The 13834-nt window shown below is 54.7% G+C and carries 12 protein-coding genes; 8 read left to right on the top strand and 4 right to left on the bottom strand.

All coding sequences use genetic code 11. From position 1 onward, the window contains the following. Positions 1 to 5: 5 nt before the first annotated feature. Positions 6 to 1634 (bottom strand): TIGR04028 family ABC transporter substrate-binding protein, encoded by a 1629-nt coding sequence (locus FVB43_RS05275; RefSeq protein WP_133846794.1) that lies wholly within the window; start codon positions 1632 to 1634, stop codon positions 6 to 8. Positions 1635 to 1747: 113 nt separating this feature from the next. After that, complete coding sequence (locus tag FVB43_RS05270) at positions 1748 to 2194, bottom strand: winged helix-turn-helix transcriptional regulator (protein WP_167863529.1); 447 nt, start codon at positions 2192 to 2194, stop codon at positions 1748 to 1750. 89 nt (positions 2195 to 2283) lie between these two features. On the opposite strand from FVB43_RS05270, the gene FVB43_RS05265 reads away from it, so the two are divergent. Together FVB43_RS05265 and FVB43_RS05260 are read left to right on the top strand one after the other, a co-directional pair. After that, positions 2284 to 3486 (top strand): MFS transporter, encoded by a 1203-nt coding sequence (locus tag FVB43_RS05265; protein WP_167863528.1) that lies wholly within the window; start codon positions 2284 to 2286, stop codon positions 3484 to 3486. Continuing rightward, complete coding sequence (locus tag FVB43_RS05260) at positions 3483 to 4841, top strand: pyridoxal phosphate-dependent decarboxylase family protein (protein ID WP_133846791.1); 1359 nt, start codon at positions 3483 to 3485, stop codon at positions 4839 to 4841. The genes FVB43_RS05265 and FVB43_RS05260 overlap by 4 nt, the downstream gene beginning before the upstream one ends. Positions 4842 to 4879: 38 nt before the next feature. Here the strand turns inward: FVB43_RS05260 and FVB43_RS05255 are convergent, their stop codons facing one another. Beyond that, the gene (locus tag FVB43_RS05255) at positions 4880 to 5284 is read right to left on the bottom strand and encodes an H-NS family histone-like protein (protein ID WP_159338394.1); all 405 of its coding nucleotides are present in this window, start codon (positions 5282 to 5284) and stop codon (positions 4880 to 4882) included. A 1306-nt stretch (positions 5285 to 6590) separates the two neighbouring features. Between FVB43_RS05255 and FVB43_RS05250 the strand changes: the two genes are divergently transcribed. Continuing rightward, positions 6591 to 7697, top strand: a complete 1107-nt coding sequence (locus FVB43_RS05250; protein ID WP_133846789.1) for a tyrosine-type recombinase/integrase — start codon at positions 6591 to 6593, stop codon at positions 7695 to 7697. Between the two features lies 1 nt (position 7698). Beyond that, positions 7699 to 8349, top strand: coding sequence for a Qnr family pentapeptide repeat protein (locus FVB43_RS05245; RefSeq protein WP_133846788.1), 651 nt, complete (start codon positions 7699 to 7701; stop codon positions 8347 to 8349). Here FVB43_RS05245 and FVB43_RS05240 read toward each other — a convergent pair. Beyond that, a complete protein-coding gene (locus tag FVB43_RS05240; protein ID WP_133846787.1) occupies positions 8346 to 9512 on the bottom strand; it encodes an MFS transporter in 1167 nt (388 codons plus the stop codon). The genes FVB43_RS05245 and FVB43_RS05240 overlap by 4 nt on opposite strands. A gap of 231 nt (positions 9513 to 9743) precedes the next feature. Here FVB43_RS05240 and FVB43_RS05235 point away from each other — a divergent pair, with 231 nt between their 5' ends. From FVB43_RS05235 to FVB43_RS05220, 4 genes are all read left to right on the top strand, one after another. After that, a complete protein-coding gene (locus FVB43_RS05235) occupies positions 9744 to 10622 on the top strand; it encodes a LysR family transcriptional regulator (protein ID WP_133846809.1) in 879 nt (292 codons plus the stop codon). Positions 10623 to 10698: 76 nt separating this feature from the next. After that, positions 10699 to 11694, top strand: a complete 996-nt coding sequence (locus FVB43_RS05230; RefSeq protein WP_167863527.1) for an ROK family transcriptional regulator — start codon at positions 10699 to 10701, stop codon at positions 11692 to 11694. A 219-nt stretch (positions 11695 to 11913) separates the two neighbouring features. Then, entirely contained in the window at positions 11914 to 12987 is a 1074-nt protein-coding gene (locus tag FVB43_RS05225) for an MFS transporter (protein ID WP_167863526.1), read from the top strand. A gap of 17 nt (positions 12988 to 13004) precedes the next feature. Continuing rightward, on the top strand, positions 13005 to 13826 hold the full coding sequence (locus FVB43_RS05220; protein WP_133846785.1) for a Cof-type HAD-IIB family hydrolase: 822 nt from the start codon (positions 13005 to 13007) through the stop codon (positions 13824 to 13826). Positions 13827 to 13834 lie beyond the last annotated feature (8 nt).

The raw sequence follows: 13834 nt of genomic DNA, 5'->3' as shown, positions 1-13834 counted from the left end.
GTGGCTTACCCCCGTTTTTCCAGCCAGACAGCATAGAAGCTTGGTCGGCCGACGGCTTCAAACGTCAGACCTTTCAGCCACGGCGCGCCCGCAAACACCTGCGGTTCTTCGAAGATAGGAATGTTATAGGCGTTATCGATCAGATAGCGCTGAGCGTCGCCCGTGAGTTCCAGACGTTTTTTCGCATCGGTTTCGCTGGCGATGCCGTCCAGAATGGCGTTCAGTTTGTCGTCGCGGAAGTTTTTCACCAGGCTGCTGGAGCCGCCTTTCTGAAGCAGCGCATCACGCACGGTCGGATAGAACGAGCTTTTCACCACATCCGGGTCGGCGCGGCCCACTTCGGTCACATTGAGCGGGGTTTTCAGCGGATCAAGGCTGTCGACGGTTTTGCTGCCCGCATCGCCTGCACGCACAGTCAGGGTGACCCCCACCTGCTTCCACTGCTGAGCCACCAGCTGTAACACTTCTTTATTCTGCGGCTGTGGCAGGGACTCATACACCGCCAGTGCCAGCTTTTTACCGTCTTTCTCACGGATGCCGTCGCTGCCCGGTTTCCATCCTGCTTCATCCAGCAGTTTTTTCGCCAGTACCGGATCAAACGTCAGTCGATCGCTGAGGTCGACGAAGCCTGCGGCTGAAGTGGCCAGTACCGACTTCGCCTGTGGGTAATTTGGAGAGAACAGCGTATCAACGATCTGTTTGCTGTTGGTGGCATGTAACAGCGCTTTACGCACCTTCACATCGGCGACCAGCGGGTTATCCGGGCGGAAGCTCAGGCTGTCATTAACACCGCGTGTCGGAGCCGCATAAATCGGGAAGTTCTGCTGCTGTGCCTGTTTCTCATCATAAGCCTGCACCTGGCGGATGGCATCCGCCTGGCCTGCCAGCAGCGCGCCGATGCGCACACTGTCTTCCGGCGTCACGATAATTTTGATGCCATCGAGGTTCGCCCGCCCCTGCTGCGCGAGGTTTTTTGGCCCCCACTGATAGTCTTTGCGCACCGCCAGATCGACTTCACGCCCCAGCTTCTCGCCACTGACAACAAACGGCCCGGAACCGATGATGTGGCGGGCATCGCCCAGGGCATCAAAGTTACGTGCCAGCGTGCTGAGTGATACCAGACCGGAACCGATGGTGGCGGTACCCTGCAGGAAGCCAGGAGACGGCTTTTTAAAGAAGAATTTGACCGTCAGCGGGTCAACCACTTCGCTGTGATCGTAGTTATTGATCACCTCTGAAACGGGCAGACGCTGGGCTTTATTCCCCAGGCCGTAAGTATCAAAGTTTTTCGCTACTGCTGCGGCGTCCAGCGGTGTGCCATCGGAGAAGGTGACGCCCGGGCGGATTTTGAAGGTGTACTCGGTATTATCAGCGTTGTGCGTCCAGCTCTCTGCTATCCACGGCTCCACCTGCAGGGTTTCCGGGTTCTGCCAGGTCAGCTTATCGGTGATCTGGTTCAGAATCCCGCCGTTCGGATAGAAGCCCCCGGCCGGAGGATAAAGATTGGTGTGAGCCTGCTGCTCCAGATACACCAGGGTGCCGCCCTGTACAGGTTTGTCTGCGGCCGATGCGGCGGTGGCGTTCAGTAAGGCAATGGCTCCGGCAAGTGCCGTCAGGCGAAGAGCAACGCGCATGGTGAATTCCTTTATTGTCAGTGTGCTAAGTGGCTGACAATAAATATCAGGCCTGACAAGGGGTCAGGAGAACCAAGAAATTCATCTGGCTATTTGCGTTTTTTGCATAACGATCAGGCGTATTTTTGCACACAGGTCATTTCAGGGGTGATCGCATCTCCCTGCTGGTTGCACACCACCAGCGGTGCCAGCGGTTTACCGCTGGTGGTTTCCAGTAAATCGGAATGGGTTTCACCGGCAGCAAACAGATGCTGTTCCCCAAACTGTTGCAAAGAAACAATCAACGGAAACAGGTCCCCGGCGCGGTCGGTCAGCACATACTCCTGCCAGGCCGAGCCATCAGAGGCCGGTTGCACCCGCAGCAGTCCGGCTTCGACCAGCTTTTTCAGCCGATCGGCGAGAATATTGCGTGCCACCCCCAGGTTACGCTGAAACTCGCTGTAGCGGCGCACGCCGTCAAACGCATCGCGCAGGATCATCAGCAGCCAGCGATCGCCAATCAGATCAACACTGCGTGCGACCGGGCAGGACGACTGGCTGAGAGGTAAACGGTCAGTCATGATTTGTTCCTCGTCAATTTAGTTGCATTTTAAAACCACTTGCGGCAGGCTGCAAATGGTTTTAATTTGAAACTACTTAGGGAGGTGGAATGAATACGTTGGTAGCGAAGAGCACAGGCAGTGAAGGTTTATCGTCATTGCAGGTAAGTCTGTTTGCCTGCAGTAGCGGCCTGAGCGTGGCGAACGTCTATTATGCGCAGCCGCTGCTGGATGCGCTGGCGCACTCTTTTTCCATCTCCTCTGCGGCTGTCGGTGGGGTGATTTTTGCCACCCAGGTGGGTTGCGCACTGGCGTTGCTGCTGCTGGTTCCGCTGGGGGATGTGTTTAACCGGCGTCGACTGATGCGCTATCAGCTTGCCGGATTAATTCTGGCGCTGTTACTGGTCTCTGTGGCCACGCATGTGCTGATGTTACTGGCAGCGATGTTGCTAATCGGCCTGCTGGGAACGGCAATGACGCAGGGCATGATTGCCTATGCGGCCGCGGCGGCCAGCCCGGAAACGCGTGGGCGTGTGGTGGGTGCCGTTTCCGGTGGCGTGGTGATTGGATTACTGCTGGCGCGTGCGGCCGCGGGTCTGGTGTCAGATATTACCGGCTGGCGTGGCGTTTACGTCTGTTCTGCGCTGGTGATGCTGCTATTGGCGGCGATCCTGTGGCGCAGGCTGCCTGATTTACCTCAGGCTGCGCCTGTACGCTGGTCACAGGTAATGTTTTCTCTGTGGCGTCTGCTGCTTACTCACCGGGTATTGCAGGTGCGTGGTGTGCTGGCGTTACTGATGTTTGCCAGTTTCAATATTTTCTGGAGTGCGTTGGTATTACTGTTGCGTGCCCCGCCCTGGCAATTGACCCATGGACAGATTGGTGCACTGGGGCTGGTGGGCGCGATCAGTGCGCTTATCGCGGGTCGTGCCGGACGCTGGGCTGACAAAGGGCTGGCAGAACGCACCTCTTCGCTGGCGCTGGTGGTACTGCTGATGAGCTGGTTGCCACTGTGGCTGGGGGCAGGGTCATTGCTACTGCTGATGGCCGGGATCCTGCTGCTGGATGCAGCCGGGCAGGCATTACATGTCAGCAGTCAGAGCCTGATTTTTGCCAGTCAGCAGGAAACCGGAGGGCGGTTGATTGCGGGTTATATGCTGTTTTATTCCGCTGGCAGCGGCGCTGGAGCGCTGATTTCAACCCAGGCGTTTGCCTGGGGAGGGTGGGACGCGGTGTGCCTGTGCGGCGCTGCCGTCAGTCTGCTGGCGTTACTGTTTTGGGTGATGATGCGATTAATACGAGGTCAGTTATGAACGAACGGGAATTACTCTCTGCCGCAGATGCGCGTGCCCTGAGCTACAGCGCCTCGCTGGCTACCCGCCGGGTGTTTCCCGATGCTGCGGCGCTTGCCGGGCTGGCGCGTTTTGATGAAGCGCTGCCGGTGAACGGGTTACCCGCAGAGCAGACGCTGGCGTTGTTGGATGATGCCGGATCGCCCGCCACCACGGCATCCAACGGCCCGAACTATTATGGTTTTGTTATCGGTGCCTCACTGCCCGTGGCCGCGGCAGCCGAGCGGCTGATGATTGCCTGGGATCAGTGTGCTTCTGGCTGGGATAACTCACCCGTTTCCGCCACGCTGGAGCGGCTGGCCGGGCGCTGGCTGCTGGAGGTCCTCGACCTGCCACGTGACAGTACGGTAGGGTTTGGCACCAGCGCCACGGCCTGTACGCTGAGTTGCCTGGTGACGGCCCGGCGTGAGTTGTTACTGCGTCAGGGCTGGGATATTGACCATGACGGGCTGGCAGGCGCGCCGGAAATCAGGGTGGTTGTGTCCGAACTGACGCATATCACGGTGAAAAAAGCCCTGCGGGTTCTGGGCTTCGGACTGCGTCACCTGAACGTTGCGCCGGTGAACGGTCGGGGACAGATTGATGTGACGCGCCTGCCCGCCCTTGATCACCGCACGATTCTTTGTTTACAGGCTGGCGAGGTAAATACCGGCGAATTCGATGATTTCTCGGCGCTGATCCCGGCGGCGAATGCTGTCGGTGCCTGGGTACACGTCGATGGTGCCTTTGGTCTCTGGGCGCGCGCCTCAGCGCTGAAAGCGCTCACGGAGGGTGTTGAGAAAGCGGACAGCTGGACGACTGACGGACATAAGTGGCTGAATACCCCTTATGATTGCGCCATGGCGATCTGCCGTCATCCGGGTGCGCTTGCCTCGGCGATGAATGCTGATGCGGCCTATGCAGTGGCGGCACCGGATGCGCAAAAAAATCTGACGCTGGAGTTTTCCCGTCGCCCGCGGGGTATTCCAGTCTGGGCGGCATTGCGTACGCTGGGTCGTGAGGGCGTGGCCACCCTGGTTGAGCAGCATTGTGCGCTGGCGTGTCAGATTGCGTCAGGTCTGCAGGACGCCGGGTTCGAGATATTGAATCGGGTGATACTCAATCAGGTTTTATTTCGTGCACAGGACGATGAACATACTCAGCGCGTACGTGAAGCACTTCAGGGATCCGGAGACGCCTGGTTTTCAGGGACGTTGTGGCAGGGAAAAGCGGCATTACGCATCAGTGTGTGTTCATGGCGAACGCAGGAGGAACATGCGAAGAAGCTGGTGGTATTATTGAGGCAGTTGTTTGAGCAGACGCAGTCTGTCAGCTGAAAATGCATCCGGCCGCCTGTCAGGCGGCCGGTTGGCATTTACTTGATCAGGAAATCTTCAAGTTTTTTGCCGGCATCCAGTGCCTGCTTAATCACAGCCGGGGTACGCCCCTGGCCGGTCCATGATTTCTTCTCGCCATTTTCATCAGTATATGAATACTTGGCTGGGCGTGGAGCACGTTTAGCGCGAGTCTTACCCGTCGTATTATCGGCTGCAGTCAGTTCGCTTAAGTCGATACCGTCTTCCAGCAGCATCTGGCGGTATTTAGCCAGTTTCTCTTCTTTTTCTTTAATCTCAGAAGCAATAGCGGCTTCTGAGTCACGTCTTTCGTTCACTACCGCTTCAAGTTTTTCCAGCATCTCTTCCAGTTCAACTAAAGACACTTCACGAGACTGGGCACGAAGGGTGCGAATATTATTTAATACTTTCAGCGTTTCGCTCATAACGGAATCCGTAACCTGTAAGTTGGTTTAAATTAGTAACTATTGTGACAAGACTCAGTGTACAGACAAATGAAGAGTGAAAAAACACTAAACTAGAAAAATGTTAGTTCAAATGTTACCTGGATACCATTTTACTCTGCTATTGGGTAAGTCCGGGTGTTCTTATATTTACAACTTATGGGATAAATCTTAACAATTCTTTTGATTGAGGTGTTTACTTCTGAAAGTTTACCCCTATTCGCCACTGGTAAATCATACTATATTTTCCACAGTCATGCTCTTTGCAACGTGTTGTAATAAATGGATTTTATGTTTTCCAATATAATTTCTTTGAGGCGTTTTTTCACATCGTGTTAGTTACGGCATCACGCAATATGACTGAGTACCGTCAGACCGTCGTAAAGTCATTGTGTATTGCAGATTGGGAAATTGAGCGCGTTCATTCGGGAAGTAAAAAATCGATGTCAGTTCGACTGATTTTTATCCGTGTGATGAGGCAATTTATCCTGTGCTCCTATTTTCACCCTGGTTCGGGATGAACATGAATGTTGCGTCAGGTATTATCACTGTTGTTTGAGGGCGATCGTGACGGGGTAAAAGACAAAGGGGACGTGTTTTTTTTCGTGATTGGGAGTGACTTATAATTTTTTAGTTACAACATTCTAAGTGTGAAATATAACCTGACATGCGATTATCTTCAGCATATTCGCCTGGGTTTTTCAGGATAAAAACGGTGAGTTTCCTGACGAAACCTTGTTTCAGGGGTTAATGTATCTCCCCTCTTACCCCTATATCCTGGTCGTGCGTTCTGCTGTGTGGTGGCTGAATTAACATAACAGAGTGCGGTCACTCTGAATGAAATAGCCCAGTAAATGTCGATATTTCCTTTCTGTTGTCTACTTTTGGCTGGTCATTTCCTGCTCCGGTTATCCTGCAGCCGGATATTTCCTGTTATCTGTCCGGGGTACACAACATGCCATTCCTCTGTCTTATTATGGATTGCCGTCAATGGATAATTAAAGAGGCGCCATTCCCTCCGGAATACTGCTCAGATGGGGTATCCGATCTTTCCTGGGAAGAGTGAAAACAAGGTGGTCGGGCCTTATTTCTTTTCATGGCTATCTCCTTTACAAGAAACGGAAGTGAATGCGCTGCGTAATCTGTGTGACTCCAGACCTATTAAGTCTGGAGTCATATGCTTTTACACGGTAAAATCAACCTCTCTGTAGCGGTAAGCCCCGTTGGTAATGTCTCCGAAAGGTGAAGATGATAAAATCATATGATAAGAGAATCTCAGGATTACAGGATGTCTGAATCCCAGAATCCTGAGGTTCTTACTTCTCCGCATGTCGGGCGTCATGTGGTGTTGTGGCTGAACGCGGTAAGTACGTCATCCCTGACCGAGCTGGAAGCCAGCGGCGATGAAGGGTCTGTGGCGCAGGTGATGAAACTCTGGGTCAGGTTGTCGCTGCTGCAAACGCGCCGCCGCCCGGAGATTGCTATCTCATCCTTATTGAAACATGTGCTACCGGCAATAGGTGAACGACCCCTGTCATCCATTACACGACTTCAGCTTAACCGGTTGTTTAATATTCTGATCGCCGACGGCAAAAAAGAAGAGGCGCGGCGGGTGTTTGCGTTGTGCAAGCAGTTCTTTGCCTGGGCCGAAATGCAGGGCTATCTTGAACACTCCCCCCTCAGTGCGATGAAAAAACGTGATGTCGCGGGCAGAAGTGCGCCTCCGGGTAACCGTACGCTCAGCGATGCTGAAGTCTGGGTCTTCTGGCACGGCCTGGATGCCTGGGACCTCTCAGAACAGTGCCGCTGGGCGCTGCGCTTTTGTTTACTGACGGCCCGCAGGCCGGATGAAGTGGTGCAGGCGCGTAAAGACGAGTTCAATCTGACTTCCGGGATCTGGCGGCAGGGCACGCGTAACAAATCGCAGCGCGAACATATTCTTCCGCTGACTCCTCTGATGCGCGTCTGTATTCACGCGTTGATGCAGTCCAGTCCGGAAGAATCACCCTGGCTGGTGCCGTCCCCCGTGACGTTGTCACAGCCTTTATCACGCGGTGCCATTACACAGGCACTGCGTCGTATGATACGGGCTGACCGTGGTCTCGGAATTGCCCCCTTTACCACCCGTGATTTGCGGCGCAGCGCGCGTTCAAGGCTGGCCGCACTGAACACGCCGAATGATGTCGCCCGTAAGATCATGAATCATGCGCTGGAAGGGATTGACCGTGTTTATGACACCCACAATTATTTGCCGCAGATGCAACACGCGCTGAATGCGCTGTCTGACAGTATTGAACATATTATCGCCGCTGAGTCTTACCACCTGCTGGAACATCGCTATCCCGGGGAAAAACTTCAGCTCGACGAACGCGCACTGCTATACATGGAACCTTAACATGACCACATCACCGGTTTATCGTAATGAAAAGTTCATCCCACGCCATTTCACGGGCAGCATTGTAGAAAACACGCAGTTCATCAACTGCGATTTCTCGGGCTGCGACCTGACCGACACGCGTTTTCTTCACTGCCAGTTTTACGATCGGGAAAGTGAGCAGGGTTGTAACTTCAGCCGGGCAACATTGAAGGATGCCAGCTTTAAGCACTGTGATATCTCGATGAATAATTTTCGTTCTGTCAACGCGTTGGGCATTGAGATCAGTGAATGCCGAGCGCAAGGGGCTGACTTCCGCGGTGCCAGCTTTATGAACATGATCACGACAAAGAGCTGGTTCTGCAGCGCGTTTATCACCAAAACCAATCTGAGCTATGCCAACTTTTCCAAAGTGGTGCTGGAGAAATGTGAACTGTGGGAGAACCGCTGGGTGGGTACCCATGTGCTGGGGGCGACCTTCAGCGGTTCCGACCTCTCGGGTGGTGAATTCAGCACGTTTGACTGGCGTTCCGCTGACTTCACCCACTGTGATTTGACACGTTCCATCACCAGTGAACTCGACCTTCGCAGCACTGACCTGGAGGGGGTAAAGCTGGACAGCGCTCAGGTCAGCATTCTGGTTGAAAGGCTTGGGATTATGGTCGTGGATTAACCGTCTTCAGCGGCAGGAAACCCGTGCTGTCGCGCCGACAATATGATCAGCCACGTCAGGATAAGTAACACCAGTAAAACCGGTGAGAAAAGGGTGGGACCAAAGCCGTTCAGTATCGCGGCACCCGCCAACCCACCGCCGGCAATCGCCATATTCCATGCGGTGACCAGCATCGACTGCGCAACGTCAGCGGCATCCCCGGCGCTGTTTGCCAGCGCGGTCTGAAACAGGGCCGGGGCACCTCCGAAGGCCAGCCCCCAGACGCCTGTTGCAAGATAAATCACCAGTGGATTTCCCGACGTCAATGCCAGTGCTGACAGTGCGAAAAGCGCGGTAGCCAGCAAAGACAGCCCTCTCAGCCCGCCGTCCACTCGCGTCCCGACAACCCCTATCCCCAACAGTGACGTCAGGCCAAACACCAGCAGGATCAGGCTGATGCTGTTGCCCATCCCTGCATGCTGGAGAAACGGTGAGATATAGGTGTAAAGGATGTTATGCGCCAGCACGAATATCAGGGTAACCAGCAGGATGGGGCGCACCCCCGGAAGTCGAAGAACATTCAGCAAGCGCTGACGTTTTGCCGCTGCCTGACCGGGGAAATCAGGCACGCTAATCATTATCCATCCCGCCAGGACCAGAGTCAGCACGCTGATCGCCAGGAAACAGCTCCGCCAGCCGATGATCTCACTCACCCAGGTGCCCAGTGGAATGCCTATTGATAACGCCAGCGGCGTGCCGACCATCGCCAGGGCAATGGCGCGTCCTTTGATGGACTCGTGCACCATTCTGGCGGCATAACCGGCAATCAGTGCCCACAATAATCCCGCCGAAACACCGGCAATGAAGCGTGCGACCAGCGTCAGCGCATAGTGGTGGGAAAGTGCCGTGAGGGTATTAGCGACAGCAAACCCGGCAATGGCGCTTAACAGCAGAGGCCGGCGTCTCAGCGTTTGCGTAGCGAGCGTTAATGGAATGGCGGCCAGAAGAGAACCGATGGCGTACACCGTGACCAGTTGCCCGGCCAGCGCTGGTGTAATCAGCAGGCTGCCACCGATCTGTGATAACAGACCCGCCGGAAGGGCTTCGGTGAGAATGGTAATAAATCCCGCCGTGGCCAGCGCGAGCAGGGCGGAGACAGGCAGTTTTGAGGATACATCCATCATTTTCATACGCCGTACACCGTATCACGTTGCTCGTCGATGGCTTGCTGTACCACGGTTTGGAAGGCCGCCGGGAGGTCATCAGGGCGGGCCAGTGAAGATAAAAGGGTGTGCATCAACAGAGTCTCATCATCAGTAAGGGGATCGTCATCACACCTTAATCGACACCTCATTAAAGAAAAACCAGGGTATAGTTCAGTTAACTACGGAATAAAATTCTTGAATGGAGTAATGATGGACAGTCTCAGTGGATTTAGCGTCTTTGTGCAGGTGGCTGATACCCGTAGCTTTGTGAGCGCCGGTCGTCAGCTGGGTCTGTCGCCTTCAGCGGTGGGGAAAAATGTGGCGCGGCTGGAAGAAAAACTCGGTGTACGTCTCTTCCACCGCAGTACCCGCAGCATCACCCTCACGGCGGAAGGGGCACTGTTTCTGGAGCGCTGCCGTCGTATTCTGGCGGAGGTTGAGGCCGCGCAGCTGGAGCTGTCTCAGGCGAGCGGAAAACCCACTGGTCGCCTGCGTATCAGCCTGCCGATGGTGAGTACGCTGATGCTGCCGGTGCTCGGTGATTTTATGCGCCAGTATCCGGATATTGCGCTGGACCTGGATTTTACCGACCAGTTAGTGGAGGTCATTGAAGAGGGATTCGATGCCGTGATCAGAACCGGTGAACCGGCTGATTCGCGCTTATCGGCCAGGCATCTGGGCTACTTCAGCGCTTTGCTGGTTGCCTCTCCGGCGTATCTGGCAGAGAAGGGAACGCCTCAGGCTCCTGGCGATCTGCTCCGACATCACTGCCTGCATTATCGTTTTCCGCATACCGGTAAGCTGGAAAAATGGCCGCTGCGCGGGGCGGCCGACCTGGCGATCCCCACCTCAATGGTTTGCAATAATATCGAAACGCGCGTCTGCTTTGCACTGCGTGGACTGGGGATTGCCTGTCTGCCGGATTTTGCCTGTCGTCATCTGGTGGCTGACGGCAGTCTGGTGCCGATCCTCGGAGACTTTGTCGAATGGCAGGGGACGTTTCATATCCTGTGGCCCGCCAGCCGCCATGCTTCACCGAAAATCCGTGCGCTGGTTGATTTTCTTGCTGCCAGAGTGTTTCCGTCATGAGAGCGGGGCAGGTTAGTGCGCCGGGTACCCGGCTTTATGGTAAATTAACCCGTTTTTTGTGAGCCGAAGAGGGAAAATGAATACTCCGTTAAACCGCACCACCCGTGAAATGCGCAAAAATAATGTTGCGCGGGTCGTTCGTACGCTGAAATCACTGGGCCCGGCGACCAAAGGTGACGTGGCAGCCCAGACAGGGCTGAGTGCGGCCACCTGCGGAGCCGTGCTTAACGAATTGACGCTCAGCGGAGAAGTGCTGGCGCTGGAACATGAGGCTTCCCGTGGCGGCAGGCCTGCACAGCGTTATGCCTGTAATCCTGATTTTTTCTCTGTCCTCAGCCTCTACGCGGCAGGCAGTGATGATGACGCTGAACTGGTCTGGTCGTTAACCTCTGCCACCGGCGGCCTGCTGGCAAGCGGCGACCGTCCCTTTTTGCCGCTAACCGCAGAGACGTTTTATCAACTCATCGATACACTGCTGTCTGAGTTCCCTGGCGTACAGACCATTGGCCTAGGTCTGCCCGGGGTGATCGTCGATGGTGTGGTCACGTCCTGCGATATTTCACTGTTTACCGACAGGCATATTGTTGAGGAAATCCGTTTAAAGTCAGGTTGTTTCACTGAAGTCGGCAACGATATCAACTTCACTGCCTGGGGCTTTTACCGCAGCAGCTGCGCGGGAGTCAGCGCACCGGTTGCCTATATCTACAAACCGGAAGTCCCCTGCACGGGATGTGGGATTGTGATCAACGGGCAGGTGCTGGCCGGCGCGAATAATTTTGCGGGGGAAGTGTCCCGGCTGCCCTTTTCTGCCACCGCGTTAACGCTGACGCAGGAACTGGCTAATATTGTTGTCTCGCTGGCGGCGCTGATCAATCCTGTGACGGTCGCGCTGTCAGGGCCTCGTCTGTGCGAAGCAGATTTGCCCGACATCATGCAAATCTGCCAGCAATCTATTCCGCAGAAACATCTTCCTGCGCTGATCTATCGCCCCTCGATTCGTCAGGACTATCTGCAAGGTATTGCGGAGCTGACGCTGGAAAACTACAACTTCCATCGCTTGTTTATCGGGTAGATCCTGCTCTTCACCCCTCGGGTTCTGTGTTAAACCTTTCCGTCGCCGATTGACATCCTTTTCGCTCACGCTTTATACTTTTACTTATTAAATGTCTTTTAATAAGTAATTAAAGAAAAGGATAAATTGCCGATGACAGTCAAAAACGACCCGCAAGAGACAGGAAGCCCCGCCCGGTGTAGGGCTACCCGGGCCATTTTTTTTGTCACGGGTATGGCAATGGGGTTATGGGCCGCACTGGTGCCTTATGCTCAGATGCGAACCCATGCCGAAGCGGGTCAGCTGGGCCTGTTGTTACTGTGTCTGGGCGGCGGATCGCTGATAGCGATGCTCGGATCAGGACGTATTATTGGCCTGGCAGGGTGCCGCCGGGTGATTATTGCGGCGGTGATAGTGTATTGCCTGATGCTGCCGCTGCTGGCCACGCTCAGTGATATCCGTTTACTGGCCATCAGTCTGTTTGTTTTTGGCATGGGCATCGGGCTGGCAGATGTGGCGATGAATGTGCAGGGGACCCTGGTCGAGCAGGCCGCCGATAAACCCCTGATGTCCGGGTTTCACTGTCTGTGGAGCGTGGGAGGGATTGCCGGAGCCGGTGGTGGAGCCATGCTGCTGAGTGCCGGTCTGACGCCGCAGGCCACGTCATTCTGGGCGATTGCGCTGGTTGTGCTGGTGACCGCCTGCTCTTTTCCTGCCTTACTTGCTGCCAGTGGCGAAACCTCGCAACAGGAGAAGGGGAACGCCGGCCGACCCAATTTCCGTCTGGTGTTGATGGCGATTATGGCGATGATCTGTTTTATGGCCGAAGGCGCGATTCTCGACTGGAGCGGTATTTTCATCACGCAGGATCGCCAGATGACGGTTGAACATGCCGGATGGGGGTTTGCCACCTTTGCGATTGCGATGTCGCTGATGCGTTTTATTGGTGACCGCGTGGTGAAGGTACTGGGGCGTAAGCGCGTGCTGATGTCGGGTGGAATACTGGGTATTGCGGGTTACCTGATTGTTGTGCTGTTACCGGGATGGGGATCTTCCTTGTTCGGCTTTGCCCTGGTCGGTATCGGTGTTGCCAACATTGTCCCTGTCCTGATCACCCTGGCAGGGCAGGAGAAAGCGATGCCGGTGCATCGATCCGTGGCGATGGTCGCTACGCTGGGCTATTTCGGGGTGCTGGGCGGCCCGGCCGTGATTGGCTGGATTGCCCATCTGGCCAATCTCTATGTGGCCTTCTCTCTGGTCGCGATGGCATTTGTGGTGATCGTTCTCGGTGCCTCTAAGCTGAAATACGCATAAATTAACGAGGAGTGGTAATGAGCATCAAACTGATTGCGGTGGATATGGATGGCACGTTTCTGAATAGCCAGGGTGACTATGCACGCGCCCGTTTTGCTGACCAGTATCAGCAGATGAAGCAACAGGGGATTAAATTTGTGGTCGCCAGCGGTAACCAGTATTACCAGCTGAAAAGCTTCTTCCCGGAGATTGATGCTGACATTGCCTATGTGGCGGAGAATGGGGGTTACATTGTTGACAGACAGCAGGAGGTCTATTGTGGCCGGCTGGCACCCGATGACGTCAACAGAGTGATCGCGACGATTGGGGCGATGACCGGCGTCCGTTTTCTGGTCTGCGGTAAAAAGGGCGCGTATATGCTGTCCAGCGCGGGTGAAGATTTCTTTGCCGATATGCGTGTTTTTTATCATCACCTCGACAGGGTTGATGATTATGCAGAGATTGACGATACCGTTTTTAAGTTTGCCCTGGGTTTTCATCAGCCCGATGTCAGTGAGCTGATGGTGAATATTGAGCGAGAACTGGGCGATATTGTTGTACCCGTTTCCAGTGGTCATGGCTCTGTCGATTTGATTATCCCCGGAAATCATAAAGCCAATGGGGTGAAACGCATCCAGCAGCGTTACGGTATCGAAGATAATGAGGTACTGGCATTTGGTGACGGTGGAAACGACCTGGAAATGCTGCGCCATGCGGGCTTTGGTTTTGCCATGAGTAACGGATCAGAAGCAGCAAAAGCGGCCGCTGGCTATCTGGCACCGTCGAATGATGAAGAGGGGGTGCTTCAGGTTATTGAGCGCTGCTTGTCTGGAGAAGGTCTTTTTACGACGAACGTATAAAGTGAATG

The organism is Erwinia rhapontici, assembly GCF_012271765.1.
Lineage (GTDB): Bacteria > Pseudomonadota > Gammaproteobacteria > Enterobacterales > Enterobacteriaceae > Erwinia > Erwinia rhapontici.
Note: the sequence above shows the minus strand (reverse complement) of the source record. Positions and strands in the feature narration are given on the sequence as shown.